Origin of the sequence: Nocardioides sp. LS1, assembly GCF_003865225.1 — a bacterium.
Lineage (GTDB): Bacteria > Actinomycetota > Actinomycetes > Propionibacteriales > Nocardioidaceae > Nocardioides > Nocardioides ginsengisegetis.
In genome coordinates this window covers 1,067,445-1,092,976 of the sequence record NZ_BIFF01000002.1, presented here as the reverse complement: position 1 = coordinate 1,092,976, position 25,532 = coordinate 1,067,445, and the positions used below count along the sequence as shown (strand labels likewise).

Annotated in this window: 26 protein-coding genes; 19 read left to right on the top strand and 7 right to left on the bottom strand. The window is 71.7% G+C overall.

Translation table 11 applies throughout. The annotated features are described in order from the left end of the window. Window positions 1-6 precede the first annotated feature (6 nt). Window positions 7-282 (bottom strand): MerR family transcriptional regulator, encoded by a 276-nt coding sequence (locus EJF31_RS10110; RefSeq protein WP_125036933.1) that lies wholly within the window; start codon window positions 280-282, stop codon window positions 7-9. Between the two features lie 140 nt (window positions 283-422). Here EJF31_RS10110 and EJF31_RS10105 point away from each other — a divergent pair, with 140 nt between their 5' ends. Further along, complete coding sequence (locus tag EJF31_RS10105) at window positions 423-848, top strand: Hsp20/alpha crystallin family protein (RefSeq protein WP_125036932.1); 426 nt, start codon at window positions 423-425, stop codon at window positions 846-848. A gap of 5 nt (window positions 849-853) precedes the next feature. Here the strand turns inward: EJF31_RS10105 and EJF31_RS10100 are convergent, their stop codons facing one another. Further along, window positions 854-1,495: a response regulator transcription factor gene (locus tag EJF31_RS10100; protein ID WP_185736191.1), complete on the bottom strand. Its 642-nt coding sequence runs from the start codon at window positions 1,493-1,495 to the stop codon at window positions 854-856. A 229-nt stretch (window positions 1,496-1,724) separates the two neighbouring features. Here EJF31_RS10100 and EJF31_RS10095 point away from each other — a divergent pair, with 229 nt between their 5' ends. The 3 genes from EJF31_RS10095 to EJF31_RS10085 are packed head-to-tail and all read left to right on the top strand — an operon-like array spanning window position 1,725 to window position 3,537. Next, window positions 1,725-2,447, top strand: coding sequence for an HAD family hydrolase (locus EJF31_RS10095; protein ID WP_185736190.1), 723 nt, complete (start codon window positions 1,725-1,727; stop codon window positions 2,445-2,447). Window positions 2,448-2,494: 47 nt separating this feature from the next. After that, window positions 2,495-3,061 (top strand): DNA-binding response regulator, encoded by a 567-nt coding sequence (locus EJF31_RS10090; protein ID WP_125036929.1) that lies wholly within the window; start codon window positions 2,495-2,497, stop codon window positions 3,059-3,061. A gap of 38 nt (window positions 3,062-3,099) precedes the next feature. Further along, entirely contained in the window at window positions 3,100-3,537 is a 438-nt protein-coding gene (locus EJF31_RS10085; protein ID WP_125036928.1) for a PGPGW domain-containing protein, read from the top strand. Here EJF31_RS10085 and EJF31_RS10080 read toward each other — a convergent pair. From EJF31_RS10080 to EJF31_RS10070, 3 genes are all read right to left on the bottom strand, one after another. Continuing rightward, entirely contained in the window at window positions 3,492-3,950 is a 459-nt protein-coding gene (locus EJF31_RS10080) for a hypothetical protein (RefSeq protein WP_125036927.1), read from the bottom strand. The genes EJF31_RS10085 and EJF31_RS10080 overlap by 46 nt on opposite strands. A 77-nt stretch (window positions 3,951-4,027) precedes the next feature. Next, window positions 4,028-5,563: a PAS domain S-box protein gene (locus EJF31_RS10075; protein ID WP_125036926.1), complete on the bottom strand. Its 1,536-nt coding sequence runs from the start codon at window positions 5,561-5,563 to the stop codon at window positions 4,028-4,030. Window positions 5,564-5,604: 41 nt separating this feature from the next. Continuing rightward, a complete protein-coding gene (locus tag EJF31_RS10070) occupies window positions 5,605-6,081 on the bottom strand; it encodes a response regulator transcription factor (protein WP_185736189.1) in 477 nt (158 codons plus the stop codon). A 133-nt stretch (window positions 6,082-6,214) separates the two neighbouring features. Here EJF31_RS10070 and EJF31_RS10065 point away from each other — a divergent pair, with 133 nt between their 5' ends. The 9 genes from EJF31_RS10065 to EJF31_RS10025 all read left to right on the top strand — a co-directional run bounded on the left by EJF31_RS10065 (window position 6,215) and on the right by EJF31_RS10025 (window position 16,074). Continuing rightward, on the top strand, window positions 6,215-6,577 hold the full coding sequence (locus EJF31_RS10065) for a hypothetical protein (protein ID WP_125036924.1): 363 nt from the start codon (window positions 6,215-6,217) through the stop codon (window positions 6,575-6,577). Then, entirely contained in the window at window positions 6,574-7,239 is a 666-nt protein-coding gene (locus EJF31_RS10060) for a response regulator transcription factor (protein ID WP_125036923.1), read from the top strand. The genes EJF31_RS10065 and EJF31_RS10060 overlap by 4 nt, the downstream gene beginning before the upstream one ends. Before the next feature lie 444 nt (window positions 7,240-7,683). Then, on the top strand, window positions 7,684-8,655 hold the full coding sequence (locus EJF31_RS10055; protein WP_185736188.1) for a TerC/Alx family metal homeostasis membrane protein: 972 nt from the start codon (window positions 7,684-7,686) through the stop codon (window positions 8,653-8,655). A gap of 59 nt (window positions 8,656-8,714) precedes the next feature. After that, entirely contained in the window at window positions 8,715-9,506 is a 792-nt protein-coding gene (locus EJF31_RS10050; protein ID WP_125036922.1) for an SDR family NAD(P)-dependent oxidoreductase, read from the top strand. 94 nt (window positions 9,507-9,600) lie between these two features. Next, on the top strand, window positions 9,601-10,464 hold the full coding sequence (locus EJF31_RS10045) for an LLM class F420-dependent oxidoreductase (protein ID WP_125036921.1): 864 nt from the start codon (window positions 9,601-9,603) through the stop codon (window positions 10,462-10,464). A gap of 157 nt (window positions 10,465-10,621) precedes the next feature. Further along, window positions 10,622-11,689, top strand: coding sequence for an ABC transporter permease (locus EJF31_RS10040; RefSeq protein ID WP_125036920.1), 1,068 nt, complete (start codon window positions 10,622-10,624; stop codon window positions 11,687-11,689). 4 nt (window positions 11,690-11,693) lie between these two features. Next, complete coding sequence (locus EJF31_RS10035; RefSeq protein WP_125036919.1) at window positions 11,694-12,974, top strand: substrate-binding domain-containing protein; 1,281 nt, start codon at window positions 11,694-11,696, stop codon at window positions 12,972-12,974. Between the two features lie 96 nt (window positions 12,975-13,070). Then, window positions 13,071-15,650, top strand: coding sequence for an ATP-binding cassette domain-containing protein (locus EJF31_RS10030; RefSeq protein ID WP_125036918.1), 2,580 nt, complete (start codon window positions 13,071-13,073; stop codon window positions 15,648-15,650). 163 nt (window positions 15,651-15,813) lie between these two features. Next, the gene (locus tag EJF31_RS10025) at window positions 15,814-16,074 is read left to right on the top strand and encodes a PspC domain-containing protein (protein WP_125036917.1); all 261 of its coding nucleotides are present in this window, start codon (window positions 15,814-15,816) and stop codon (window positions 16,072-16,074) included. A gap of 83 nt (window positions 16,075-16,157) precedes the next feature. Here EJF31_RS10025 and EJF31_RS10020 read toward each other — a convergent pair whose 3' ends face one another. Both EJF31_RS10020 and EJF31_RS10015 read right to left on the bottom strand, forming a co-directional pair. Further along, window positions 16,158-16,547 (bottom strand): hypothetical protein, encoded by a 390-nt coding sequence (locus tag EJF31_RS10020; RefSeq protein ID WP_125036916.1) that lies wholly within the window; start codon window positions 16,545-16,547, stop codon window positions 16,158-16,160. Window positions 16,548-16,554: 7 nt separating this feature from the next. After that, entirely contained in the window at window positions 16,555-17,343 is a 789-nt protein-coding gene (locus EJF31_RS10015; RefSeq protein ID WP_125036915.1) for an N-acyl homoserine lactonase family protein, read from the bottom strand. 193 nt (window positions 17,344-17,536) lie between these two features. Between EJF31_RS10015 and EJF31_RS10010 the strand changes: the two genes are divergently transcribed. From EJF31_RS10010 to EJF31_RS09985, 6 genes are read left to right on the top strand one after another with little or no spacing between them, the layout of a single operon-like run. Next, the gene (locus EJF31_RS10010) at window positions 17,537-18,634 is read left to right on the top strand and encodes a zinc-binding dehydrogenase (RefSeq protein ID WP_125036914.1); all 1,098 of its coding nucleotides are present in this window, start codon (window positions 17,537-17,539) and stop codon (window positions 18,632-18,634) included. Window positions 18,635-18,684: 50 nt separating this feature from the next. Continuing rightward, entirely contained in the window at window positions 18,685-20,130 is a 1,446-nt protein-coding gene (locus EJF31_RS10005; RefSeq protein WP_125036913.1) for an NAD-dependent succinate-semialdehyde dehydrogenase, read from the top strand. A 7-nt stretch (window positions 20,131-20,137) separates the two neighbouring features. After that, the gene (locus tag EJF31_RS10000) at window positions 20,138-21,688 is read left to right on the top strand and encodes an acyl--CoA ligase family protein (protein ID WP_125036912.1); all 1,551 of its coding nucleotides are present in this window, start codon (window positions 20,138-20,140) and stop codon (window positions 21,686-21,688) included. Further along, window positions 21,685-22,827, top strand: a complete 1,143-nt coding sequence (locus EJF31_RS09995) for a thiolase family protein (protein ID WP_125036911.1) — start codon at window positions 21,685-21,687, stop codon at window positions 22,825-22,827. Before EJF31_RS10000 ends, EJF31_RS09995 begins: the two co-directional genes overlap by 4 nt. Further along, window positions 22,824-23,177, top strand: coding sequence for a Zn-ribbon domain-containing OB-fold protein (locus EJF31_RS09990; RefSeq protein ID WP_125036910.1), 354 nt, complete (start codon window positions 22,824-22,826; stop codon window positions 23,175-23,177). Before EJF31_RS09995 ends, EJF31_RS09990 begins: the two co-directional genes overlap by 4 nt. 4 nt (window positions 23,178-23,181) lie before the next feature. Next, the gene (locus EJF31_RS09985; RefSeq protein WP_125036909.1) at window positions 23,182-25,251 is read left to right on the top strand and encodes an acetate--CoA ligase family protein; all 2,070 of its coding nucleotides are present in this window, start codon (window positions 23,182-23,184) and stop codon (window positions 25,249-25,251) included. Window positions 25,252-25,532: the final 281 nt, after the last annotated feature.

The window sequence follows — 25,532 nt, the reverse complement described above, 5'->3', positions numbered from 1 at the left end:
GTCCGATCAGCGGCCGCGCGCCAGGCGCCGCCGCAGGCTCCTCACCTCGGCCTCGAGCGCCATCACCTTGCGGATGCCCGCGAGGTTGAGGCCCTCGCCGAGGAGCTCGCGGATCCGGTGCAACGTCTCGATGTCGTCCTCGCTGTAGATCCGCGTGCCGCCCTCGGTGCGACTCGGCCGGACCAGCCCGTGCCGCTCGTAGACGCGGAGGTTCTGGATCGCCATCGAGACCTTCTCGGCCGCGACGGAGATGGCATAGACCCCGCGCGTGCCCTCGACCATCCGACCTCCTCCTTCCGCCCGCCCGGGAAATTCCGGGGAGGGTCTTGATTTAGACCTGTTCCCCAGACTATAAGAAACCTGTAATCACGAATAGAGGTCTGCGCACCCGGCGTGGATCGAACCTCCAGGAAGGACATGTGATGTTGCTGCGTACGACCGACCCGTTCCGCGACTTCGACCGGCTGGCCCAGCAGCTGCTCGGCACCACCAACCGACCTGCCGTGATGCCGATGGACGCGTGGCGTGAGGGTGACACGTTCGTCATCGAGTTCGACCTCCCCGGCGTGGCCCGGGACTCCATCGACCTCGACGTCGAGCGCAACGTGCTGACCGTCCGCGCGGAGCGCGTCCCGCGCAACGGGGACTGGGAGATGCTCGCCGCCGAGCGGCCGCGTGGCGTGTTCAGCCGCCAGCTGGTGCTGGGCGACAACCTCGACCTGGACCGCATCGACGCGGCGTACGACGGAGGGGTGCTGACCCTGCGCGTGCCGGTCGCCGAGCGGGCCAAGCCGCGCAAGATCCAGATCGGCGGCCGGTCCGAGGACCCGGCGGTCCTGGAGGCCTGACGGCGTCAGGAGGGCGGCGTCCGCACGGCCCGGAAGCGGTCGGGCTCGAAGCCGTGGGCCATCGCCCACACGACGGCCTGGGCGCGCGTGGTCACCCCGATCTTGCGGTAGGCCGTGCGGATGTACGTCTTCACCGAGTTGATGCTCAGGCCGGCGCGGGTGGCGATCTCCTTGTTGGGGAGGCCGCGGACGATCAACGCCAGCATCTCCGACTCCCGGGCCGAGAGGCCGACGGTGTCGCCCGGCCAGCGGCCGAAGTCCTCGTCGGCGCGGGTGGCCGGGTCCGGCAGGACCCGCTCGCCCGCGGCGATCCGCTCGAGCGCGTCGACGATCTCCTCGCCGGACAGGCCCTTGGACAGGTAGCCGGCGACGCCATGGCTGACCGCCCGCTCGATGAGACCGGGGTCGAGGTTCCAGCTGAAGACGACCAGCCGCGCCGCTCCGTGCGGGACGAGCTCCTCCACGTCGAGGGCGTCGCCCTGCACCTGGCCGAAGGTGTCGTAGAGAACGATGTCGACATCGCTGACGACCGGCATCCGGCTGTCCAGCTCGACGACCACGACCCGGTCGCTGAACGGTCCGAGGACCGCGGCGATGCCGGCGACCACGAGCTCGTAGTCGTTGAGGACGGCGATCCGCAGGGGCATGGGTCGCACTCTAGGCCGATGGCCGGGGTGCCGACGGCGCGGACTGCAGTGCCTCCCGTCGGACTGCGTGAGCCCCGCTCGGTCACCGGCCGCCGGCACCCCGGGAACACCGTCCAGCGGACTGTCCAGGAACAGCCACACCCCGACGGGTGGGAACACCTTGCGGGGTGAGGTGAAGAGGTGCGCACACTGGAACCATCGGTCGTGCCGCAGCCACCGGGAGGACCACATGACCCACCATCACACCGCCACCGCGAACGCCCACGTCGAGGACCCCGTCGAGACGGTCGACGCCGTCCTCCTCGACCTCGACGGCACCCTGGTCGACTCCGTCTACGCGCACACGCTGGCGTGGAAGTCGGCCTTCCGTGACGTCGGCATGGACGTGCCGGCGCACCGGATCCACCGCGCGATCGGCATCAGTGGCGACCGCCTCGTCGCGCACGTCGCCGGCGACCGGGTCGAGGCCGCGGTCGGCGACGCCGTCCGCGACGCGCACCGGCGCCACCTCGACGAGCGACTCCACGACGTCGTCCCGACCGACGGGGCGCGCGACCTGCTCGAGGCGCTGCGGGAACGCGACGTGACGGTCGTGCTCGCCAGCGCCGGCGGTGCCGAGATCACCGGGCGGCTGCTCGACCTGCTCGAGGCGGCGAAGCTGCTCGACGAGGTCGTGACGGGCTCCGACGTCGACAGCGGCAAGCCGTCGGGCGAGCTGGTGGCAGCGGCGATGGCCGCGGTCGCCGCCGACCGGGCGGTGCTCGTCGGCGACACCGTCTGGGACGTGCAGGCGGCCACCGACGCCGGCATCCCGTGCGTCGGGCTGCTGACCGGCGGCATCGCCGAGTCGGAGCTGCGTGAGGCGGGCGCGATCGCGGTCTTCGACACCCCGCGCGACCTCGCCGAGCACCTCGACGAGGTGCTCCCGAGCGACAACCACCCGTTGGGGTGAGGTCTTCGGCTCGGGGAAAGGGCCGATGACTCACTAGCGTCTGGAGCGTGCCTGCGCCCATCACCCTGGGGACCGACGAGTCCTCCGAGCTGGTGACCGCGGGGCTCGGCGCGATGCTCGGTCGGCACAGCGAACGGATCCGGTTCGTGGCCTTCGACCCGGCTGCCCCGCCCGTCCCCGACATCGTGCTCTGCGACCCGCACGCCGCACCCGACGGCGCCGCACGCATGCACGAGCTGGTCGGTCTCGGCGCCCGCGTGGTCGCGTTCTCCTGGCGCGTCGACCCGGTCAGTGTCGAGCGTGCCCTGGCCGCGGGAGCGCTCGGCTACCTGCCGAAGTCGCTGACGTCCGAGGAGCTGGTGGCCGCCGTGGAGGAGGTGCACCGCGACGGCCTGGTGACCGTCCGGCCCCCGGTGCTGCCCGGCGAGGAGCTGACGACGCGCGAGAGCGAGGTGCTCGCGCTGGTGTGCCGGGGGCTGAGCAACGACGAGATCGGCGCCGAGCTCTACCTCTCCATCAACTCGATCAAGACCTACATGCGCCAGATCTACCGCAAGACGGCCATGACCCGGCGCGCCCAGCTCGTGGCGTGGGGGCTGCGCCGCGGCTACTGAACCGCGGCCTCCGACCAGGGATCTGACAGGGTGTGCCCATGAAGTCCGCCGCACGCCGGGTCGCGCTGGAGACCCTCGGCTGGATCCTCGTGGTGGCGGGCATCGCCGCCCTGGTCCTCCCGGGCCCAGGCCTGCTGATGGTGTTCGCGGGGCTGGCACTGCTGTCCCAGCAGTACGAGTGGGCCGAGCGCCGGGTCGAGCCGGTCAAGGAGCGTGCGCTCAAGGCCGCCGCCGAGGGCGTCGAGACCGTGCCGCGGATCGTGCTGTCGGTGGTCTTCGCGCTGCTGCTCGTCGCGGCGGGCGTGCTGTGGATCTGGAGGCCGGCCGCGCCGGGCTGGTGGCCGGTCGACGAGTCGTGGTGGCTCCTCGGCGGCTGGGGGACCGGCGCCACGCAGGTAGCTTCGGGCCTCATTGCGCTGGCCACGATCGTCTACAGCGTGCGGCGCTTCCGGATCCGCGGCGAGCGTCCGGACTGAGGGAGCTCCTGGGCCAGGGCCCGCGTGATCACGGTCGTCGCCGGGGGCGGTGGGGCGAGGAGCGGGTCGCAGTCGTAGGGCCCCGGGTGGCCGTTGAGCTCGGCGGCGAGCGCGAGTGAGACCCGGTCCAGGTGGGTGGCGTCCTCGAGGGTGGACAGCAGGTCGTACTCGTCGAGACCGGCCGCCAGGGCGAGGTCCAGCAGCTCGAAGCCGTGCCGCTTGCCCCAGCTGCGGAGCAGCTCGGAGGGGATCGCGGGGATGGGGGCGATCAGCCGCCCGGGCGTCGGCGCGATCCGTGGCACCGGGGGCAGCGGTGTGGTCGGAGCGGGCGCCGACGCCCGGGGGCGGACCAGGAGCCCGACCAGTGCGGCGCAGGCCGCGCCGACGAGGAAGAGCCCGAGTCCGGTGAACATGGCCCCCAGCCTCGACCTCGTTGCGTCCCGCCGTCAGGTGCGGAGGGGCCGACCCGCCTAGTGCGTGGGTACCAGGGTCACGACACCGTCACGACCGCGGACCCGCGCCGCGGGACCCAGAAGCGGAGGGTGGACCCGGGCCCGTCGGACTCCAGCCGGCACCAGCCCCCGGTGATCGTGGCCCGGTCGAGCATCGTGGCGAGCCCCCGGTGGCCGGCGCGCGGCTCGATCGTTTGAGGTACGCCGACCCCGTCGTCGATGACGGCCACCTCCACGCCCTCGTCGTCGGGGGTGATCAGGACCCGCACGTGGGTGGCGCGGGCGTGCTTGCGCACGTTGATCAGCGCCTCCTGGCCGATCCGGAAGGCCTGGGTCGCCAGCTCGTCCGGCAGGTCGAGGGAGCCTTCGCCCTCGACCTCCACCGTCCAGGTCATCGGGACGTGGGCGAACGTGTGGTCGGCGGCGTCGCGGAGCATCTTGGCGAGGTCGACCCCGGGCACCACCGGCTCGAGGTCGAAGAGCAGGTGCCGCAGGCCCGTCGTGACCGAGGAGACCGAGTCCTGGAGCCGGGCGACGCCGTCCTCGAGCTCGGGGGCGGCCTCGTGGATGCGCCGGCGCAGCAGGCCGAGCCGCAGGTCGACGGCCGCGAGTGCCTGCACCGAGTCGTCGTGGACGTCGGCGGCGATCCGGCCCCGCTCCTCCTCCTGGGCCAGCACGAGACGGCGCAGCAGCTCGGTGCGCTGCGCGGCCACCTCCTCGAGCCGGTCGCGCGAGTTGAAGGCCTCCAGGGCGAAGGAGAAGTTGTGGGCCACGGCCTCGAGCAGCCCCCGCATGCCCTCGTCGAAGAGGTGCGGGCGGTCCGAGCAGAGGGTCAGGGCGGAGACGGCCCGGCCGCCGCAGTGCAGCGGGATGGCCGCGGCGTCGACGATGCTGGTGGACGCGTCGTCGCGGTACTCGTCGTACACCGCCGTGCCCTCGCGCAGCGCCCGCGTGGTCGGCCCACCCTCCCGCGGGCCGTCGATGTTGCCGGCCGAGGCGACGACCTCGAGCGCGCCGTCGGGCGCGAGCCGGCCGATCCACGCGCCGTGGAACCGGCCGAACTCCACCGCGACCCGGCAGGTCTCCTCGTAGAGCGACTGGGCGTCCGCCGCCCGGACGATGGCCTCGTTGAACCGGGCCAGCGTGAGGTAGGACCGGTTGAGCTCGCGCAGCCGCGCCGCGGCGGCGAGCTGCTCGGTGACGTCGACGATGGTGGCGATGGTCCACAGGCCGTCGGCGGTGAAGGCCGGGGTCAGGCCGATGTCGCAGGGGAAGGTGGTGCCGTCCTTGCGGATGCCGCGGAAGAGCTCGTGCCCGCCGCGGTTGCGCGCGCCGGGGTTGGCGAAGTACGCCGAGAGGTTGCCCAGGTGGAGTGCCGCGTCCTCCTCCGGCACCAGGATGTCAATCGGCCGGCCGAGGACCTCGTCCTCGGTGTAGCCGAACGTGCTCAGTGCGGCCGGGTTGGCGTAGTCGATGCGGGCCTGCTCGTCGAACCCGATCACAGCCGGGCCGGCCGCGTCCAGGATGGCCCGGGTCATCGCGTCGATGCCGTGGCGGCGTGCGTCGTTGCTCATCCGAACCTCCCCGTGGGCCCGTCAACCGCTGCGGACAGGCCTCACGGTACGTCGGAAGTGGTGGGCGCGGGGGCGTCTGCGAGGAGCTGGCGCAGGGCATCGACGGCGCCGGGCACGGCCAGCACCACCTCGCCGTCGAGCGTGCGGGCGACCAGGTCGGGGAGCTGGGCACCGAGGCGACCCTTCCCGAGGTAGCCGGTGGCTCCGGCGCGCAGCATCGCGAGGATCCCGTTGGCGCCGACCTGCGCGGAGACGGCCACCACGACCGGCCCGGTCGAGCCGCCGGTGGCGGGGTCGACGGTGCGGGTCAGCCGCCGGGCGGCCTCGGGACCGCCGCCGGGCATCCGGATGTCGAGGAGCACCACGTCCGGGTCCTGCCGGTCCACCAGCTGCATCAGCTCGTCGCCGGTGCCCGCGATGCCCACGACCACGAAACGCGGGTCGTCCTCCAGGACGTCGACCAGCGCGCCGCGGAAGGAGAGGTCGTCGTCGGCGACGACGACGCGGATCGGGGGCACAACCTCCATCGTCCTCCGGGTCCGATCGCGCCGTGAGCCCGCTGGCGCACTAGCCCCTCTAGTACGTTGGCACTAGGAGGGTCGCGGGACCGGGCGGCCACGCACGGTGCAGGCCACTTTCGGGGGAGGGCGGATGGCGGACTACCCGCGGACCGAGCCGTTGTTCGCGCGGACCTGGCGGTTCCCGTCCGGGGGCTACCCGTCCCGATCGTCGATGGACGACATGCTCGACGCGCTGCTGCCCGGGATCGAGGCGCTGCCGGGCTACCGGGGCGCGACGGTGCTGGTGGAGCACGGCACCGGGGCGGTGCTGGCCACCGTGTTCTGGGACAGCGAGGAGCACCTGCGGGCCGCGATGGCGCGCGAGACCAACGCCGCCCGCGGCACCCTGGTCCTGACCGGCGGCGAGGCGTCGGAGTCCGCCACGCATGATGTCCTCATCAACAGGCCGGCCCCGCCGGTCTTCGACCGGGACCTGGGCAGGGTGGGGCGATGAGCGAGACCAGCGACCAGCACGACGCGCCGATCCGGGTGCTCGTCGTCGACGACCACGAGGTGCTCGCCGCGAGCCTGGCGCACGTGCTCGACGACGAGCCCGACTTCCTGAGCGTCGGCGTCGCCGGCACGCTCGAGAAGGCGCGCAGCATGATCCGCTCGACGGCCCCCGACGTACTCCTCCTCGACCACCGCCTGCCCGACGGTGACGGCGTCGCCGCGATCCCCGAGCTGCTCGCCCTGCGCCCGAGCCTGCGCGTGGTGGTGCTCACCGCCAGCGCGGCCGACCACGTGCTGGTTGCCGCCATCGAGGCCGGCGCCTCGGGCTTCCTGTCCAAGACCCGCAGCCTGGCCGAGGTCACCTCGGCCGTGCGGTCGGCCGCCACCGGCGAGGCCGTGATCAGCCCCGAGATGCTGGCCCGGCTGCTACCGCGCCTGAGCCGGGGAGGCGGGCGCCGCCACGAGGAGCTCACCGAGCGCGAGCGCGAGGTGCTCGACCTCGTCGCCGACGGACTCACCAACGCCGCGATCGCCGAGAAGCTCGTGGTCAGCGTGCACACCGTCCGCAACCACATCGCCAACCTCTCGGCCAAGCTCGGCGCCCACTCCAAGCTGGAGGCCCTCTCGATCGCCGTCCGTGAGGGCCTGCTTCCGGATCGGTGAGGCAGACCCTCTAGTACATCGGGGCCAGCCCGAGTCGGCACCTGCGTGGCATGTGGGCCGCCGCGGCCCCCGGCAGACTTGGCCGTGGCGTCGGGACGCTCCCCCGAGACCCGGCGCCGCCGGCCCGGCTCGGCGGTTCGTTGGTTTCACCCCTGGATCCAAGCGTCCGTCGGGTCGGGTCCCGAGGTCACCCCCGTGCCTCGGGCGGGTCCCGCCACGTGTCAGCCGCTGCTCCGTGGCGGGACTTCGCACGTGTCCGGGGAAGCAGGCCCGACGGCCCTCCGCTGGTAGCCTCCCGGGCGTTGGAGGGGAGTATTCCTTCGTCGACGTGTCGTCATCACGGACAGGCCCAGACCTGACCCGGTGCGTCGGGCCAGCCGTGACCGGCCGGCGGAAGAGACCTCCGGAGTCGATCGACGTCCGGAGTCTGCCGTGATCAGTGCCGTGTCCCCGTCCACCTGGGTCCTGACCCTGCTCTTCCTCGCCGCCGTGGTGGTGCTCGACCTGCGCGTCATCGCGCGACGCACGGGCGAGGTGACGCTCGCGTCCGCCGCCCGGTGGGTGCTGTTCTACGTCGCCCTGGCGCTGGCCTTCGGGGTGGTGCTGCTCAGGGGGCTCGGCGGCGACCTCGGGACGCAGTTCTTCGCCGGCTACATCACGGAGTACAGCCTCAGCGTCGACAACCTCTTCGTCTTCGTCATCATCATGCACAAGTTCGCGGTGCCCGGGCCGGCCCGCGACAAGGTGCTCTACATCGGCATCCTGCTCTCGATGGCCCTGCGCGGCGTCTTCATCCTGGCCGGGGCCGCGTTCATCTCCGCCGCCTCGTGGAGCTTCTACCTCTTCGGCGCGCTGCTGCTCTACACGGCGTACACGCTGCTCGTCGACGACGACGAGGACGCCGACTTCCAGGAGTACGGCATCGTGCGCGGGCTGCGGAAGGTGCTCCCCATGACCGACGGGTACGCCGGGGACGCGATCGTCGTGCGCGACGAGGCCGGCAAGCGCCGGTGGACCCCGCTGGTGATCGCGATCGCCTCGATCGGCGTCGCCAACGTGGTCTTCGCGCTCGACTCGATCCCCGCGATCTTCGGCCTCACCCAGGACGCCTTCGTCGTGATCACCGCCAACGCCTTCGCCCTGATGGGCCTGCGCCAGCTCTACTTCCTCGTCGGCGGGCTGCTGGAGCGGCTGATCTACCTCAACATCGGGCTGTCCGCGATCCTCGCCTTCATCGGCGTGAAGCTGGTGATCGAGGCGCTGCACGGCAGCGGGGTCGACGCGATCGGTTCGTGGGTGCTGCCCGAGATCGGGATCGTGACGTCGCTCGGGTTCATCGTGGCCGTGCTGGCCGCGGCGACGGTCGCGTCGCTGGCCAAGGGGCGGGTCGACGACCGGGTCAGCGACGCCGCCTGACCGGGGCTGTCGCAGATCGGCACAGCCGAGCAGCCGGATGGGCGCCTAGCGTCCCCGGCATGAGCGACCCGCGCACCGCCCTCGTCACCGGAGCCGGGCAGGGACTCGGCCTGGCCATCAGCACCCGGCTGGCGCGTGACGGGCACCGGGTGGTGATGGGCGACGTCGACGGGGACCTGGTCGCGGCCGCTGCCCTGTGCCTGCACGCGGCTGGTCACGACGTCACGAATGTCGCGTTCGACGTGACCGACGAGGAGGGGGTCGAACGGGCCTTCGCGGCCACCTTGGGCGAGGGGCCGCTGCACGTGCTGGTCAACAACGCCGGCATCATCTCGCGAACGCGCGCGGAGGAGTTCGACCCTGCGCGCTTCGACCTGGAGATGCTGGTCAACCTCGGCGGAACCATGCGCTGCAGCCGGGCGGCGTACCCCTACCTGGTCGCGGCGGCCTCGCCCGCCGTGGTCAACCTGGCGTCCGTCGGATCCACGTTCGGGCTACCGCACCGGCTCGGCTACAGCACCGCCAAGACCGGCATCGTGGGGCTGACCCGGACGCTGGCCGCCGAGTGGGGCCGCTCCGGGATCCGGGTCAACGCCGTGGCGCCCGGCTACATCGAGACGCCCATGATGCTGTCCGGATTCGACAGCGGGGCGCTCGACCGCGACCGGCTGCTCAGCCGGACGCCGCTGATGCGCTTCGGGCGTGCGGAGGAGATCGCCGCGGCGGTGTCGTTCCTGGTCGGGCCGGACGCGTCGTTCGTGACCGGCGTGGTCCTCGAGGTCGACGGCGGCATCACGATCGACGGCACGTTCCACCGCGACGAGCGCCACCGCAGCACTGTCCCGGACTGACCCGAACTGACACAGATCGCCCTCGGCACCCGGACCTACGTTCGCGGGAAGTGGCGGCGGGCCGTCCGGCGCCCGGAGTACCTGGAGGTACCCCATGAAGGTGGGCGTCTACGTCTTTGCGACCGATCTCGACCTCGACCCCGGCCCGCTGGCCGTGGAGATCGAGAGCCGTGGCTTCGACAGCATGTTCTTCCCCGAGCACTCCCACATTCCCGTCGCGCGGGAGACGGCGTACCCCGAGTCGTACGGCGGGGGAGTGCTGCCCGACTTCTACAAGCGCACCTACGACCCGTTCATCAGCTGCGCCTTTGCGGCAGCGGCGACGACCACCCTCGAGGTGGGAACCGGGATCTGCCTGCTGGCGCTGCGCGACGCCGTGCACACCGCCAAGCTGGTCGCGTCGGTGGACCGGCTGTCGGGCGGACGGTTCACGTTCGGCGTGGGGTTCGGCTGGAACGCCGACGAGTTCGAGACGCACGGGGCGGACTTCCGGACCAGGCACCGCAAGGTGCGCGAGCAGGTCGCCCTGATGCGGACGATCTGGACCGAGGACGTGGCCAGCTTCGACGGCGAGCACGTCTCGCTGCAGCCGAGCTGGTGCTGGCCCAAGCCCGTGCAGGAGCCCGGTCCGAAGGTCTACCTGGGGGGCAGCGGTCCCGTCACGATGAAGCACGCCGCGGAGTGGGCGGACACGTGGTACCCGACACCACCGATGGCCGATCCCGTGCTCGCCGAGTCGATCCCGCGCTTCCGTCAGATGGTGGAGGACGCGGGCCGTGACCCCGACTCCGTTCCCGTCGGTGTCGCGCCCGGGGCCGTGGACGAGGCGAGCCTCGACGCGTTCCGCGCCAACGGCGTCGCACACGTCAACATCGCGCTGGTCGCCGAGACTCCGGACCTCATGCTGCAGCAGCTGGACGACCTCACCAAGCTGCGCGTCTCGGTGCTGGGCCGGTGATGTTCCGGCTGGTGTCCCATCCGGCCGTCCCCCGGGTGTCCCACGGGGGCATGTCTCAATCTGACACGACGGCGGGAGCCGTCTCGTTCCTACTTTTCACCGTAGGAGAGACCGCGTGACAGCCGTCACGCGGGACCCGGTGGAAGGGAACGGACCGATGACGATGACCGCGGACGCAGCCGTCCCGACCCGTACGGCGCAGCGCCGTCCGGTGAGGCTGCCGGCGCAGGGCATCCTGCTCGCCAACGTCGCCCTCGTGGCCGTCGGCACGCTGGTGCTCAACGTCGACCTGTTCAGCCGCGCCAGCCTCTCGACCCTGACGCCGGTCATCGGCGTCATGGTCCTGATCGCGCTCGGCCAGGCCTTCATCATCGGCACCGGCGGCATCGACCTGTCGATCCCCGCGACGATCACGCTTGTCGGGATCATCGTGCTCAAGTCGGCCTCCGGCGACAACGCGGCCCTGCTGAAGGCGATCGCTTTGGCGCTGGTCGTGTGCCTCGGGATCGGGCTGGTCAACGGCCTGCTCGTCGAGGTCACCCGGCTGGACGCGCTGGTGGTCACCCTCGCGACCGGGCAGCTGATCGCCGGCGCGACCCGGATGTACCGGGGCCCGGTGCTCGCGGTCTCCAACGTGCCGTCGGACCTTTCGGACTTCTCCCGCAAGTCGGTGGGTCAGGTCAGCGTGATCCTGCTCGTGGCCCTCGCGGTGGCCGCCCTCGTCGCCATCTGGCTGAGGTACCACACCTCCGGACGGCGCCTCGCGGCCAGCAGCGTGGCCCGGGTGGCGGCGGAGAACAGCGGCCTGGCCGCGACCCGCCAGCGGCTGGTGGCGTGGATGACGGGCTCCTTCATCGTCGGGATCGGCGCGGTGGTCCTCGCGGGCCAGATCGCGACCCCCGACCTGACCCTGGGAGCGCCGTACCTGCTCACCCCCATCGTGGCCGTCGTCCTCGGCGGTGCGGCCATCAGTGGCGGACGGGTTCGTCCCGGTGCCACGGCGCTCGGCGCGTTGTTCCTCATGCTCCTCGAGCACATCCTCCGGGTCCGCGGCTACTCCTCGGGGGTCGCGCTCGCCTTCCAGGGCCTCGTTCTCGGTGTCGGGCTCACCCTCGTCGCCACCTCGAAGAAGTTCCGGTGGTCCCCGATCTCCGCCAAGCGCGGTGGAACCCCCAGTGCCCCGTCCACCCAGGACCCGGCAATGAACCAACAGAACCAGGAGTAACGCAATGGGCAACCTCATGCGCCGCTACGGCGGCCACCATGGCAGGGGAAAGCCGGCGCTGGCGGTCACTCTCACGGCCCTCGTGCTGGGAGTCACCGCGTGCAGCTCGGGCGACTCGAGCTCGCCGGGCACTGTCTCGGACTCCAGCGTCGTCGACCTGTCGACGATCACCGATGCGCAGGCGCAGGAGACGGTCAACAAGGCGCTCCAGACCGACACGGTCAAGCTCGCCGACCTCGACCCGACCGTGCAGGAAGCCTTCCGCCGGGCCTCGATCGAGCTGACCCCGGACCAGCTCGACAAGGCCTACGAGTGCTGGACCGGCACCAGCTGCACCGTCGGTGACGGCAAGACGACTCTCGGCATTGCCGAGGCCTACGGCCAGAACCAGTGGCGCAAGATCTCCAAGATGGAGGTCATCCTCCAGGCACTGACCTACCCCGACATCGGCAAGATCATCTACACCGACGCCCAGGGCGACCTCGCGAAGTTCCAGGCCAACGTCCGTAGCCTCGCGGCGCAGGGCGCCAAGGCGATCGTGAGCTACGACGACTTCGGCGCTGCGGCGCTGCCGGCGTTCGCGGCGGCCCAGGCCCAGGGAGCGAAGATCTCGACGTTCGTCGGCCCGGTGCCCGACGCGCCCCCCTCGTCCCTGGCCAACCAGGTGCACGGCGACGTGTGCGCGGTCGGCGAGGAGATGGCGAAGGTGGCCCAGGACGATCTCGGCCTGACCGGGGAGGTGGCCCTGCTCAACGGCACCCCGGGCAACCCGCAGGGTGCGACCTGGAACAAGTGCTTCGAGGACAAGCTGTCCGGCGGCCTGACCGTCGGCGCCAAGCAGGACACGGACTGGACCCTGGCGGGTGCGTTCAAGGCGGCGTCCGCGCTCGTCAGCTCCGGCAAGGACTACAGCGGCATCCTCTACGACTACGCCGACCCGATCCCGCAGGTCATCGACGCCTACGACAAGGCGGGCAAGAAGCCGCCGGCCATCATCACGTGGACCTCGAACAACGGCATGGCCAAGGTCTGGGAGAAGGCGCAGGGCACCGACCGGGCGTTCCCGATCTACTTCACCAACGCCCTGAACTGGGAGGGCCGGGTCTCGGTCACCGCGGTGATGAGCCTGCTGGCCGGTGACGACGCCGCGGCCGACATCACCGTCCCGCAGCCGTTCGTCGAGGCCAAGGCCGGGCTCTACCAGGCAGACCGTCCCGACGACTACCCCGGTCCGAGCGTCCTGGTCCCGGACGACCTGATGACGAAGATGCTCTCTGCCGGCTGACCAAGCCAGCCGGGGGCGGGGGCTCAGGTCCCCCGTCCCCGGCTGTTCCACATCACCCCACGTCACCCGCCCCACCCGAACCCAGGGGGTCACCCCATGTCCGACACCTCATCGACCGTCGTCCGCGACCGCGAGGACGCCGGCGTCGCGCCGGCCCCGCTCTTGACCGCGACCGGTCTCTCCAAGCGGTACGCCGCGGTCCAGGCGCTGCTGGACGTGAGCCTCACCCTCGCCCCGGGCGAGATCCACGCACTCGTGGGCGAGAACGGCTCCGGCAAGTCCACCCTGGTCGGCATCGTCAGCGGCACCGTCACCCGCGACACCGGCACCCTCGAGATCGCCGGCTCGACGGTCACCGCGGCCCGCCCGGTGGTGTCCCAGCGGCACGGCGCGATCACCGTCTTCCAGGACGGCTCCCTCATCGGCGAGCTGTCCGTGGCTCAGAACCTCTACCTCGGTACGGCGCCCGCGCACCGCCCCGCCTTCGGCAAGATGTCGGACTGGGCCGAGGGCGTGCTCAACACCTACGGCTTCGACATCGACACCGAGCTGAAGGCGTCGATCCTGCCTCCCGGGGACCGCCAGCTGGTGGAGATCATCCGCGCGGTCGCGGGGGAGCCGCAGGTGCTCATCCTGGACGAGGCCACCTCGGCGTTGGACTCCAACGGCGTCGACATCGTGCTGGACCTGATGCGTCAGGTCGCGGCGCGCGGGAGCGCCGTCCTCTTCGTGACCCACCGCTTGTCGGAGGTCATGCGGGTCGCCGACAAGGTGACGGTGCTGCGGGACGGCAAGTTCCAGGGCACGCACGACGCGTCGACCGTGACGCCGGCCGGACTCGTGGAGCTGATGGCGGGCACCCGCGTCGACCTCGAGTTCCCGGACCGCAACCCCGACGCCGACGGAGACGTGCTGCTAACGGCCTCGCAGCTCGCGGGGGCGGGGTTCGGCCCGGTGGATGTGGAGCTGCGCGCGGGCCAGATCATCGGCCTCGCGGGCGCCGACGGCAACGGGCAGCTCCCGTTCCTCAAGGGGCTCGCCTGCATCGGCGACAACCACGGCACGATCTCGGTGGCCGGGAAGCGCCTGCGCTCCTACACCAGCGCCGTCGACAACGGCGTCGTCTACCTGAGCTCCGACCGGCGCAACGAGTCGCTCTTCGGCGGCCTGACGATCGGCGACAACCTCGGGCTCGGCGTGTTGCCGGACCTGTCCTCGGGTGGGGTGATGCGGATCAGGCGGGAGAAGGGCTTCGTCGCGGACGCGATCGAGCGCTACCGGATCCGCGTCGGGCACCCGAGCCAGATGCCGGCCGAGCTGTCGGGCGGGAACCAGCAGAAGGTCGCGCTCTCGAGGGTGCTGGCGATGAAGCCCAACGTCGTGCTGATCGACGAGCCGACGCAGGGGGTCGACGTACGATCCCGCCTCGACATCTACCGATTCCTGCGCGCCATCGCCGACAGCGGCAGCGCGGTCGTCGTGGTCAGCTCGGACGCCTCCGAGCTCGCCGGCCTGTGCGACCGGATCCTCGTGATGTCCCGGGGCAGGCTCACGACCGAGCTGGCCGGCCAGGGCGCGACCGAGGAGTCGATCGTGGGCGCGTTCACGGTCGAGCACGAGCTCGCCGCCGACGCCGACGTGGTGGGTGTCGCCGCCGAGGCGCTGCCCGAGACGCCCCGCCGCCGTACGTGGCTGCAGCGGCACTTCACCGCCGATGGCGTCCGCCTCATCGCGCTGTCCGCGCTGATGGTCGGGCTGGCCTTGTTCGCCCAGTCGAAGAACTCGACATTCCTCTCCGAGCAGAGCCTCTACAACGTGATGCTCGTGGCGCTGCCGCTCGTCGCCGTCGCCGCAGCGCAGTTCTTCGTCCTGCTGGTCGGCGGCATCGACGTCTCCGTGGGCGCGACCATGACGCTCGCGGTCGTGCTGATGTCCTCGTGGGCGCAGACCGGCGGCGCGGGCAAGGTGCTGCTGATCGGCCTGGCCGTGTCCGTCTTCCTCGGTGTGGTGGTCGGCGGGCTCAACGCGTTCTTCGTCGAGCGGATCAAGCTTTCGCCGGTCATCGCCACCATCGCGACGCTGGGCATGGTCTCGGGCGTCGCCTACATGATGCGTCCCACCGCAGCCGGCCTGATCTCCCCGGAGCTGGGCGTGCAGCTGATGTTCAAGAAGGTCGGACCGGTCCCGGTCGCGCTCATCGCTGTCCTGGTCCTGCTCGTCCTCGCCGACGTGGTGTTCCGGCGTACTGGTGCGGGCCTGCGGATCCGGGCGGTCGGCCTCAACGGCGCCTTCGCGACCCGCCTGGGCATCCCCGCCAACCGCGTCCGCGCGCTCTGCTACGTCGTGTGCGCCGCCATCGCCGGGGCCGCCGGTGTGCTGCTGGCCGCCCAGGTGGGCATCGGTGACCCCAACGCGGGCAACTCGTTCACCCTGCTCGCCATCGCGGCCCCGGTGCTCGGAGGCGCTGCGCTCTCCGGCGGTCACGGCTCCCTCGTCGGGGCCGCCATCGGCGCCTCGATCCTGGTGTTGAGCCAGAGCCTCGTCACCGTGCTCGGCATGTCGGACGGCACCAGCTACGTCTTCGCCGGCGCTCTCACGCTCCTTGCCCTGCTGAGCTCGGGTGAGTCCCTTGCCCGGGTCCGCCGGCTCGCGCGGTTCCGCCTCGGCTCGTCCTGATCGCTCCCCCGTGCTCCCCCCGAGGTTCCCCCGAGGTTCCCCCGGGGGGAGCACGGGGGGTCGGTCAGGGCTGTGCCCGATGTGCCGACCTCCCGTCGCGGAGCACAGTCGAGGTGTCAGGGAACTGCCCCGGCGCAAGCGATCCGAAGGACGTGCACCACCCATGAACGAGATCAGTCAGAGCCTCGCCCGCCAGGGTCTTGTCCGCTCGCGGGGCCACCGCGTCCTGGGCGGCGTGTGCGCCGGCCTCGGCCGGCGGTTCGGCATCGGCCCGTGGATGTCACGGTTGCTCTTCGTGTTCGTGCTCATGGTCGTGCCCGGCAGCCAGCTCCTGCTCTACCCGGTCCTGTGGATCCTGATGCCGTCGGAGGAGACGGCCGGGGCGTTCCAGCAGACCCAGACCCCACCCCCCGCCGCTGCCTGACGTGCACGGCGCGCGACATCGCGACACGTCGACATGCCCCCGGTGCGGCGCTTCCGCCTGCATCCGGGGGCATGTCCTGGGAACTACTGGTGGGTGTGGGTGATCGCGTCCGCCATGGTGGGTGCGGCGACGGCAGCGCGCGTCTCCTGACGCTCCTGCTCGCGGTCGATGGCCCGTCCGTCCTTGAGGTACTTCGCGACCCACATCCGCCCCGCGCTCTCCGACATGTGGCACAGGCCGGGGACCTGGGGGTAGGACGAGCACAGGCTGCGGGTGGGTGGCCGCGGTGTCCCGGGGGGCGGTTCGTTGGGCTCGGCGGGCGTCGTACGCGATCCGGCGAAGCCGACCGAGGCCCAGGCCCGCCGCGCCTCCGCGCCGCACTCGCAGGGCGTGGACGGCGGCGGCGGACTGGGGGTCCAGCGTTCGGCGCGGGTACCGCAGGCGCCGCACCGGTAGTCGACCAGGATGCTCATGGTCGGCTCACTCGTAGCTGTACGGCGCGTGCCGCAGCTCTTTCCAGTCGTCGGGGTCGTGGGTGATCCAGATGGTCGCCTCCTCGGCCTCGGCGATGCGCTTGATGCGGCGCAGCGAGTCCAGGGCGACACGGGTGTCCCAGTCGATGGGGAAGTGGTACTCCATCTCCAGCGCTCCACGCAGGTGCACGGCGTCCCCGGTCAGCAGGAACGTCCGCGAGGCGAGCCGCACCTTCAGCGACAGCTCGCCGGGCGTGTGGCCGGGCATGGAGAGCAGGACCAGCGAGCCGTCACCGAACAGGTCAAGGTCGCAGCCGGGCACCTCACGCCAGTCGAAGTTGCGGGTCCGGGCCAGCTGGTCGGGCATGTAGCAGAACGCCCCGATCGGGGCGGGGTAGTGCGCGAAGGCCAGCTCACCCTTGCCCGCGTAGTGCTTGGCGTCCGGGAAGAGGTGCGTGCCGCCGGCGTGGTCGAAGTGGAAGTGCGAGGCGATCACGTGCGTCACGTCGCTGACCTTGTAGCCCAGCGCCTCGATCTGCTTGTCGACCGCCTGGTCCGGAGTGCCGCCGATGCCGAGCCCGTCGGCCAGCTCCTGGCCGTAGACCGCGACCGGGTCGACGATCGCCTCGGGCGCGATGCCGGTGTCGAAGAGGACGAGTCCCTTGGAGTGCTCGATGAGGAACGACGGCATCGGGATGGTGAGCATGCCGCTCAGCCCGTACATCAGGCTGTTGGCGTCGACGGTGAGCGTGGGGCAGTCCAGCGCCCACATCTTCTTTGCGAAACCCAGGGACATCGGCTCGTCCTTCCGTGCGGTGACTGGCTGCTCGAGGTGATGTCCCCACCCTCGGCCTCGCGTGCGCGGACGCGTCGTCCCACTTTGGAACAGCCCGGACAGGTCCCGGGACACACTGTCGCAAACTCGTACACGCGCCACCCCGCGCCAGGCCATCTGATGGGTGCACCAGCACTCGACGGAAGGGCAGGCCATGGGCACGGCAGCCAGCACGGGCAGGATCGCGGCACTCACGGGACCCGAGACCGTGGAGGTCAAGGAGTTCGACCTCCCCGACGTCGGGCCCGGCGCGGTGCTGCTGGCGGTACGACGAGCCAACGTCTGCGGCACCGACGTGCACCAGTGGCACTACGAGAGCGCCGTCCTGCGTGAGGCGGGCCTCGGCCATGAGTTCGTCGGCGAGATCGTCGCACTCGGCGAAGGGGTCACGACCGACTTCGCCGGGGAGCCGGTCGCAGTCGGCGACCGCGTCGTCCCCGTCTACTACCTGACCTGCCACAAGTGCCCGCCGTGCCTGCGCTCGGAGTTCAACCTCTGCCAGAACGGCCTGGCCGAGTGGAAGGTCCCGCCGGACGTCGCCCCGCACTTCCGCTCCGGCTTCGCGACGCACTACTACGTCTTCCCCGGCCAGTTCTTCTACAAGGTCCCCGACCAGGTCGACGACGCCACCGTCGCCGGTGCCAACTGTGGCCTCGCGCAGATGCTCTTCGTCCTCGACGAGGTGGGCATCGGGGCCGGCGACACCCTCGTCGTGCAGGGCGCTGGCGGCCTGGGCCTGTACGCCGCCGCGATCGCCCACGAGCGCGGCGCCCGGGTCATCGCGATCGACGCCGTGCCCGAACGGCTCGAGCTCGCCCGGCAGTTCGGGGCCACTGAGACCGTCAGCCTGGCCGACTTCCCCGACAGTCCCGACCGGGTGAAGCGGGTCCATGAGCTCACCGACGGCATCGGTGCCGACATGGTGCTGGAGGTGACCGGAGTGCCGGCGTCCTTCGTCGAGGCGATCGACCTTGCCCGGGTGGGCGGCCGCATCGCGTCGGTCGGCAACCTCAACGCCGACGCCACCGTGACCATGACGCCGGGTCTCGTGACCCGCAAGAGCGTCCACATCCACGGCGTCCTCCGCTACGACCCGTGGTACCTGCACAAGGCGATCGCCTTCCTCGCCCGTCGGCAGCACCTGCACCCGTTCGAGGCGTTCTCGGACCGCTCGTTCCCGCTGGCCGACGTGACCGAGGCGCTCCGGGCCGGAGAGAGCCGCTCGGTCGCCCGTGTCGCGATCGTTCCCTGACGCAGACCCCTGACCCCGACCCCGCCGTACTCCCGAAAGAGGCATCCACCGTGGACTTCCCGACTCAGCTCTTCCTCAACGGCGAGTGGAAGGACGCGTCCAACGGCGCGACCTTCGACGTCGTCGACCCCGCCACCGGCGAGGTGATCGCCCAGGTCGCCGACGCCACCGCCGACGACGTCCGTGCGATGGTCGAGGCGGCCGTAGCCGCGCAGGACGAGTGGGCCGCGACGCCCGCCGTCGAGCGGGCGGCGATCATGCACCGCGCCGTCCGGATCTTCGAGGACCGGATCGAGGAGCTGGCCCGGCTGCTCAGCCGCGAGCAGGGCAAGCCGCTGGCGCAGGCCGTGGGCGAGATGCAGTACGGCGTGGGCTTCATCGACTGGTTCGCGGAGGAGGCGCGCCGCATCCACGGATCGACGATCCCGGCCACCACGCGGGCCAAGCGCATCATCACGATCCGCCAGCCGCTCGGCGTGACCGCCTGCATCACGCCGTGGAACTTCCCCTCCCTCCAGATCCTGCGGAAGCTCGGTGCGGCGCTGGCGGCCGGCTGCACGATGATCGTGAAGCCGGCCGAGCTCACGCCGCTGTCGGCGCTGGAGATCGCGCGCGTCTTCGACGACGCCGGCCTCCCCCCGGGTGTGCTCCAGGTCGCGACCTCCAACGACGCCCCCACGGTGAGCGCGGTCTTCATGGCCGACGCCCGGGTGCGTGGCATCTCCTTCACCGGCTCGACCGAGGTCGGCAAGATCCTGATGCGCGGCGCGGCCGACACGATGAAGAGGGTCTCGCTCGAGCTGGGCGGGCACGCGCCGTTCATCGTCTTCGCGGACGCCGACATGGACCTCGTCGTCCGCGAGGCGATGGCCGTGAAGCTGCGCAACATGGGCCAGACCTGCGTCTCCGCGAACCGCTTCTTCGTGCACGAGGACGTCGCCGAGGAGTTCGGCGACCGGCTGGCCACGGAGTTCCGCAAGCTCATCGTGGGCAACCCCCTCGACGACGGCGTCGATGTCGGCCCGCTCGTCGAGGAGGCCGCGCTGGTCAAGGTCGAGGCCCACGTCGCTGACGCGCTCGAGCACGGCGCCCGCGTCGTCCTCGGTGGCAGCCGGGTCGACACGGGCGCCGACAGCAGGCTCTTCTTCGAGCCGACCGTGATCCTCGACGCCGACGACTCGATGCTGCTGGCGCGCGAGGAGACCTTCGGCCCGGTCGCGCCGATCTTCACGTTCCGCGACGAGGACGAGGTCGTGCGCCGTGCGAACGCCTCGGACTACGGCCTTGCCGGCTACTTCTTCACCCGCGACCTCAACCGCGCGATCCGGGTGGCCGAGAGGCTCGAGTACGGCACCGTCGGCCTCAACGACGCGCAGATCTCGGCCGTCCAGGCGCCGTTCGGCGGCGTCAAGCAGTCCGGCATCGGGCGTGAGGGCGGCCCGTTGGGCGTCGATGAGTACCTCGACACGAAGTACCTCTCCGTCGGCGGTCTGTGAGGCCCCGATGGCCGACTTCACCTTCACCGAGCTCACCCCGACGTCGTTCCTGGAGCGCTCGGCGCAGGTGTACGCCGACCGCACCGCGCTGGTCGACGGCGACCTGCGGCTGACCTACGGCGAGCTCGCCGGGCGCTGCCGTGCGTTGACCGGTGTGCTCGCCGACCTGGGCGTCGGCCCCGGCGACCGCGTGGCGGTGCTCGCGTCCAACTCCCACGTGCAGCTCGAGATGCACCACGCCGTGCCGCTGCGCGGCGCGGTGCTGGTGCCGATCAACATCCGGCTCTCGCCCGCGGAGGTCGGCTACATCCTCGAGCATGCCGGGGCGTCGCTGCTCGTCGTCTCCGTGGAGTACGTCGAGCTCGGGACGCGGGTCGCGGCCGCGGCCGGCGTCCCCCTGCTCGTGGAGGGGCCGGACTACGAGTCACGGATCGCGGGGGCGCGACCCGCGGTGATGCCGCTCGCCGACGAACGGTCCCTGCTCGGGATCAACTACACGTCCGGGACGACCGGGAGGCCCAAGGGCGTGATGACCCACCACCGCGGTGCCTACCTGCAGAGCCTGTCGCTGCTGGTGCACGGCCGGATGGACTCGTCGTCGACCTACCTGTGGACGCTTCCGATGTTCCACTGCAACGGCTGGTGCCTGACCTGGGGCGTCACGGCGGTCGGCGGCACGCACGTGTGCCTGCGGGCGATCGACCCGGAACGGATCTGGTCGCTGCTGCGGACCGAGGGCGTCACCCACTTCAGCGCCGCCCCGACGGTGCTGACCATGATCGCGGCCGCGTCGGGTGCCGACGGGCCGGCGTTGACGCAGCGGGTCGCCGTGCAGACCGGGGGGTCGCCACCGTCGCCCACGCTGCTGGCCAGGCTCGACCGGCTCGGGATGGACGTCACCCACCTCTACGGGCTGACCGAGACGTTCGGGCCGATCGGGATCAACGAGTGGCAGCCCGCGTGGGACGCCTTCGATGCCGACGCCAAGTCCCGGCTGCGCGCCCGCCAAGGGGTCGGCAACGTGATCGCCGAGCCCTTGCGGGTCGCCGACGACCGCGGGATCGACGTACCGCGTGACGGAGCGACGGTCGGGGAGATCCTGGCCCGCGGCAACGACCTGATGCTGGGCTACTACCGCGACGACGAGGCGACCGCGGCGGTCACGCTGGCCGGGTGGTTCCGCACCGGCGACCTGGCCGTGCACCACCCCGACGGGTACGTCGAGATCCGCGACCGCGCCAAGGACATCATCATCTCCGGCGGAGAGAACATCGCCTCCGTCGAGGTCGAACGGGCCATCGACTCGCACCCGGACGTCGTGGAGTCGGCGGTGGTCGGCGTGCCGGACGAGCGCTGGGGCGAGGTTCCGGTCGCGTTCGTGACCGTGCGCAACGGCTCGACCCTGACCGGCGAGGAGGTCGTCGCGCACGTCCGTGAACACCTCGCGGGCTTCAAGGTTCCCCGGCGCGTGCTGTTCGCCGAGCTGCCCAAGACGTCGACCGGGAAGATCCAGAAGCAGGTGCTCCGCGAGACCGCCGTCGCGGAGGTGACGTCGTGACGGCGCACCTGACCGGGGTCGGGGTGACCAGCTTCGGACGGCAGCCGGGGCCGGACTCCGTCGAGTGGCAGTGCACCGCCGCCGCCCTCGCGCTGGCCGACGCGGGCCTCGACCCCGACGAGGTCGACACCGTGATCGCGGGCTACTCGACCGTGGCCGGCCACCTGATGCCGGCCAACCTGTTCGCCGAGCGGTTCGGGATCAGGCCGGCCACGGCGTTCGGGATGAGCGTCGGCGGTGCGACCGGGCTGGCGATGCTCGCCCAGGCGGGGCGGCTGGTCGAGTCCGGCGCGGCCCGGCACGTGCTCGTCGTCGCGGGGGAGAACCGCGCCAGCGGCCAGTCGCGCGAGGCCTCCACCAGGGTCCTCGCGCAGGTCGGCGACGCGGCGTACGAAGTCCCCCTGGGCGGCACCGTGCCGGCGTACTACGCCCTGCTCGCCTCCCGCTACCTGTGGACCTACGGCCTCGCGCCCGAGGCGCTGGCCGAGCTGCCCGTGCAGATGCGTGCACACGCGAGCCGCAAGCTCGGAGCCCAGTTCCAGAAGCCGATCAGCGTCACCGACGTGCGCGGGTCGCGTCCGGTCGCCGAGCCGCTGCGGCTGCTCGACTGCTGCCCGGTCTCCGACGGCGGCGCGGCCTTCGTCGTGTCACGGGCGGCCACGTCGGACCGTTCCCTCGTGATCGCCGGAACCGGCCAGGCGCACCGCCACCAGCACCTCTCCGCCCTCGAGCCCGGCCAGACCGGTGCCGCGCAGGCAGCCCACCGGGCACTCGCCGAAGCGCAGGTGACGTGGGACGACATCGACGTGCACGGGATCTACGACAGCTTCTCGATCACCGTGGCCATGCTGGTCGAGGAGCTCGGACTGACCCCGCCGGGCCGGGCGGGCGCGTTCGCCAGGGCAGGCGCGTTCGAGGTCGACGGCCGTTTCCCGATGAACACCCACGGCGGGCTGCTGTCGTACGGGCACTGCGGCGTGGGTGGGGGCATGGCGCACGTCGCCGAGGTCGCCACCCAGCTGCGGCACGAGCGTGGCGCCTTCCAGGTCTCGGGGTGCGACGTGGGCTACGTCCATGCCGACGGCGGTGTGCTCTCCGCGCACGTCGGGCTGGTGCTGCGGCGAGGGGGCGGGTCGTGAACACCGAGCTCGACTGGACCCAGGGCGAACCGCGCATCCTGGTCTCCTCCTGCGGCCGGTGCAGCAACCAGTGGCAGCTCCCGCAGGTGCACTGCCCCGTCTGCGGCTCCGCCGACGTCGGTCGCCGGGTCTCAGCGGGCGCCGGAGTCTGCGTGGCCCTCACCCGCGTCCACGTCACCAGCGATGGCGGCGACCCGGTGTCGCTCGTCCTCGTCGAGCTCGACGAGGGCCCCCTGGTGATGGGCCGCGTCCACGACGACCTGCTCGAGCCCGGCGCCCGTGCCGCGGTCGAGTTCCACCCGACGGGTCCCGAGCACCGGCTCGTGCCCACCTTCGCCCGAGAGAGCTGACCCCATGAGCCTGGATTTCTTCCACCGACCCGCGTCCGTCGCCGTCGTGGGTGCGTCCGACGATCCGGAGAAGATCGGTGGCCGGCCGCTGCGCTACATGCGCGAGTTCGGGTACGGCGGCCTCGTCGTCCCGGTCAACCCGAAACGCGAGCAGGTGCAGGGGATGGCGACCGTCGCCCGCCTCGAGGACTCGCCTGTCGTTCCCGACGTCGCGTTGATCGGTGTGCCGGGTGAAGCCGCGGTCCGAGCGGTCGCCACCGCCGCCGACATGGGCGTGAAGGGCTGCGTCGTGATGTCGTCCGGTTTCGGCGAGACCGGACGGACGGAGGGTGCGGCCTTGCAGGCCGAGCTGCTGGGGCACGCCCGACGCACGGGCATGCGGATCGTGGGCCCGAACTCCCAGGGGCTCGCAAGCTTCCACTCCGGTGCGGTGCTTGGCTTCTCCACCCTGTTCACCGAGGAGCCGCCGGCCGATGGTCCGGTCGGCATCATCAGCCAGAGCGGGGCGCTCGCGTCCGTGCCGTACGGCATCCTCCGCAGGCGTGGCATCGGCGTGCGCTACGCCCACGGCACCGGCAACGACGCGGATGTCTCCGCCTCGGAGCTCGCGGTGACCGCGATCGACGATCCCGAGCTGAAGCTGTTGATGCTCTACCTCGAGAACGTCGGCGACCCGGAGTGGCTGGTGCAGCTGGGCGAGCGATCGCGCGCCAACGGCGTACCAGTGGTCGCCCTGGTGGGCGGGCGCAGCCAGCGCGGCAGTCGGGCCGCCGCGTCGCACACGGGCGCTCTGGCGACCGAGCGTCGGGTCCTCGACGCGTTCTTCGAGCGGGTCGGGATCTGGCAGGTCCAGAGCGTGCGGGAGCTGGTGTCCGCGAGCGAGCTCTACCTGCAGGACTGGGCGCCGACCGGGTCGTCGCTTGCGGTGGTCAGCAACTCCGGAGCGGTGTGCGTGCTGGCGGCCGACGCCGCCGAGGACGCGGGCCTGCCGCTCGCGTCCCTCGCCCCGTCCACGGTGTCACGACTCGTCGAGGAGCTCCCCGCGTTCGCCGCGACGACCAACCCCGTGGACGTGACCGCCGCGCTGCTGACCGACAGCAGCATCTTCGGTCGGGTGCTGCCGGTGCTCGGCGCGGACCCGTCTGTCGACGCCTGCCTGCTGGGGATCCCCGTCGCCGGGCGGGGGTACGACGTGGACCAGTTCGCCCGCGACGCCGCCACCTTCGCCGCGTCGGGCACGCCGTTGGTCTGCGCGATCCCGCAGCCCAACGTCGCCGCGCCGTTCGTGGCGCTCGGCCTCCCGGTCTTCGAGGAGGAGGCGTCGGCGCTGGCCGCGCTGGGGCAGTACCTCGCGCACCTTCGCCGGATGTCCAGGGCCGACACGCTGCCCCGGCCCGTGACCGGTGCCCGGCCATCGGTCACGCCCGGCGCCCTGAACGAGTCGGAAAGCCTCGCCGGGCTGGCCGAGCTGGGCATCCCGGTAGTGCCGCACGAGCTCGTGTCGTCCGCGGCGCAGGTGGGCGATGCCTTCACCCGGCTCGGGGTCCCCTCTGTCGTGGTGAAGGGGTGCAGCAGCGACGCGACGCACAAGTCGGAGCTCGGGCTGGTGCGGCTGCGTCGTACGTCGCCCTCGTCGGCGTCGTCGGCGGCCGCGGAGATCGCGGCCTCGGCGGCCCTGCACGGGCTCGAGCTGGACGGCTTCCTCGTGGCGCCGATGGTGTCGGGGCTGCACGAAGCGCTCATCGGCGCCCACCTCGACCCGGTGTTCGGTCCGGTCATGGTGATCGGTGCCGGCGGCGTGCACGTCGAGGCCGTGCCCGACACGCAGGTGCTGCTCGCGCCGTGCACCGTCGAGGAGGTGCACGAGGCGATCGCACGGTTGCGGCTGGCGCCGCTGCTGGCCGGCGTCCGGGGCGAGGAGGCCTCCGACGTCGACGCCTGGGCCAAGGCGGTGGTGCGTGCCTCCGAGGCGCTGGCCGATCCCACCTCCCCGGTTGCCGGGTTCGACGCCAACCCGGTCATGCTGCTCGCCGACGGAGTGGTGGCCGTCGATGCGGTGGTGCTGCGGCGCTGAGCGGTGCTCTCGTCACTCCGGTTTCTGGTAGGACAGCCGGACCGTGAACGACTTCAGGTCGTAGCGCGTCGTTCTCGACCCGCCCAGATCACGTCGTGGTCACCGGTGGCTGGTGCGCCCGCGCGCGTAGCCGACCGTCTCCCGGCGTCCAGGACCCTCGCTGCGCTCCGGCCGCTGCGCGGCGGCTTCGCCGTCCTTGACCCCGGGACCCGGACGGTCGGCCGGCGGCGCGCTGTCGGCACGGGCTCCGCCCGCGCCGCCCGCATGCGCGGCCGCCCGGA

Bases quoted from the DNA above. Each gene is read 5' to 3' on its own strand.
- EJF31_RS10095 (WP_185736190.1), top strand. From the start codon at position 1,725: ATGACCCACCATCACACCGCCACCGCGAACGCCCACGTCGAGGACCCC.
- EJF31_RS10035 (WP_125036919.1), top strand. From the start codon at position 11,694: ATGGGCAACCTCATGCGCCGCTACGGCGGCCACCATGGCAGGGGAAAG.
- EJF31_RS10105 (WP_125036932.1), top strand. From the start codon at position 423: ATGTTGCTGCGTACGACCGACCCGTTCCGCGACTTCGACCGGCTGGCC.
- EJF31_RS09985 (WP_125036909.1), top strand. From the start codon at position 23,182: ATGAGCCTGGATTTCTTCCACCGACCCGCGTCCGTCGCCGTCGTGGGT.
- EJF31_RS10060 (WP_125036923.1), top strand. From the start codon at position 6,574: ATGAGCGAGACCAGCGACCAGCACGACGCGCCGATCCGGGTGCTCGTC.
- EJF31_RS10065 (WP_125036924.1), top strand. From the start codon at position 6,215: ATGGCGGACTACCCGCGGACCGAGCCGTTGTTCGCGCGGACCTGGCGG.
- EJF31_RS10050 (WP_125036922.1), top strand. From the start codon at position 8,715: ATGAGCGACCCGCGCACCGCCCTCGTCACCGGAGCCGGGCAGGGACTC.
- EJF31_RS10025 (WP_125036917.1), top strand. From the start codon at position 15,814: ATGAACGAGATCAGTCAGAGCCTCGCCCGCCAGGGTCTTGTCCGCTCG.
- EJF31_RS10075 (WP_125036926.1), bottom strand. From the start codon at position 5,563: ATGAGCAACGACGCACGCCGCCACGGCATCGACGCGATGACCCGGGCC.
- EJF31_RS10040 (WP_125036920.1), top strand. From the start codon at position 10,622: ATGACGATGACCGCGGACGCAGCCGTCCCGACCCGTACGGCGCAGCGC.
- EJF31_RS10110 (WP_125036933.1), bottom strand. From the start codon at position 282: ATGGTCGAGGGCACGCGCGGGGTCTATGCCATCTCCGTCGCGGCCGAG.
- EJF31_RS10020 (WP_125036916.1), bottom strand. From the start codon at position 16,547: ATGAGCATCCTGGTCGACTACCGGTGCGGCGCCTGCGGTACCCGCGCC.
- EJF31_RS10085 (WP_125036928.1), top strand. From the start codon at position 3,100: ATGAAGTCCGCCGCACGCCGGGTCGCGCTGGAGACCCTCGGCTGGATC.
- EJF31_RS10010 (WP_125036914.1), top strand. From the start codon at position 17,537: ATGGGCACGGCAGCCAGCACGGGCAGGATCGCGGCACTCACGGGACCC.
- EJF31_RS10100 (WP_185736191.1), bottom strand. From the start codon at position 1,495: ATGCCCCTGCGGATCGCCGTCCTCAACGACTACGAGCTCGTGGTCGCC.
- EJF31_RS10045 (WP_125036921.1), top strand. From the start codon at position 9,601: ATGAAGGTGGGCGTCTACGTCTTTGCGACCGATCTCGACCTCGACCCC.
- EJF31_RS10015 (WP_125036915.1), bottom strand. From the start codon at position 17,343: ATGTCCCTGGGTTTCGCAAAGAAGATGTGGGCGCTGGACTGCCCCACG.
- EJF31_RS10000 (WP_125036912.1), top strand. From the start codon at position 20,138: ATGGCCGACTTCACCTTCACCGAGCTCACCCCGACGTCGTTCCTGGAG.
- EJF31_RS10030 (WP_125036918.1), top strand. From the start codon at position 13,071: ATGTCCGACACCTCATCGACCGTCGTCCGCGACCGCGAGGACGCCGGC.
- EJF31_RS10080 (WP_125036927.1), bottom strand. From the start codon at position 3,950: ATGTTCACCGGACTCGGGCTCTTCCTCGTCGGCGCGGCCTGCGCCGCA.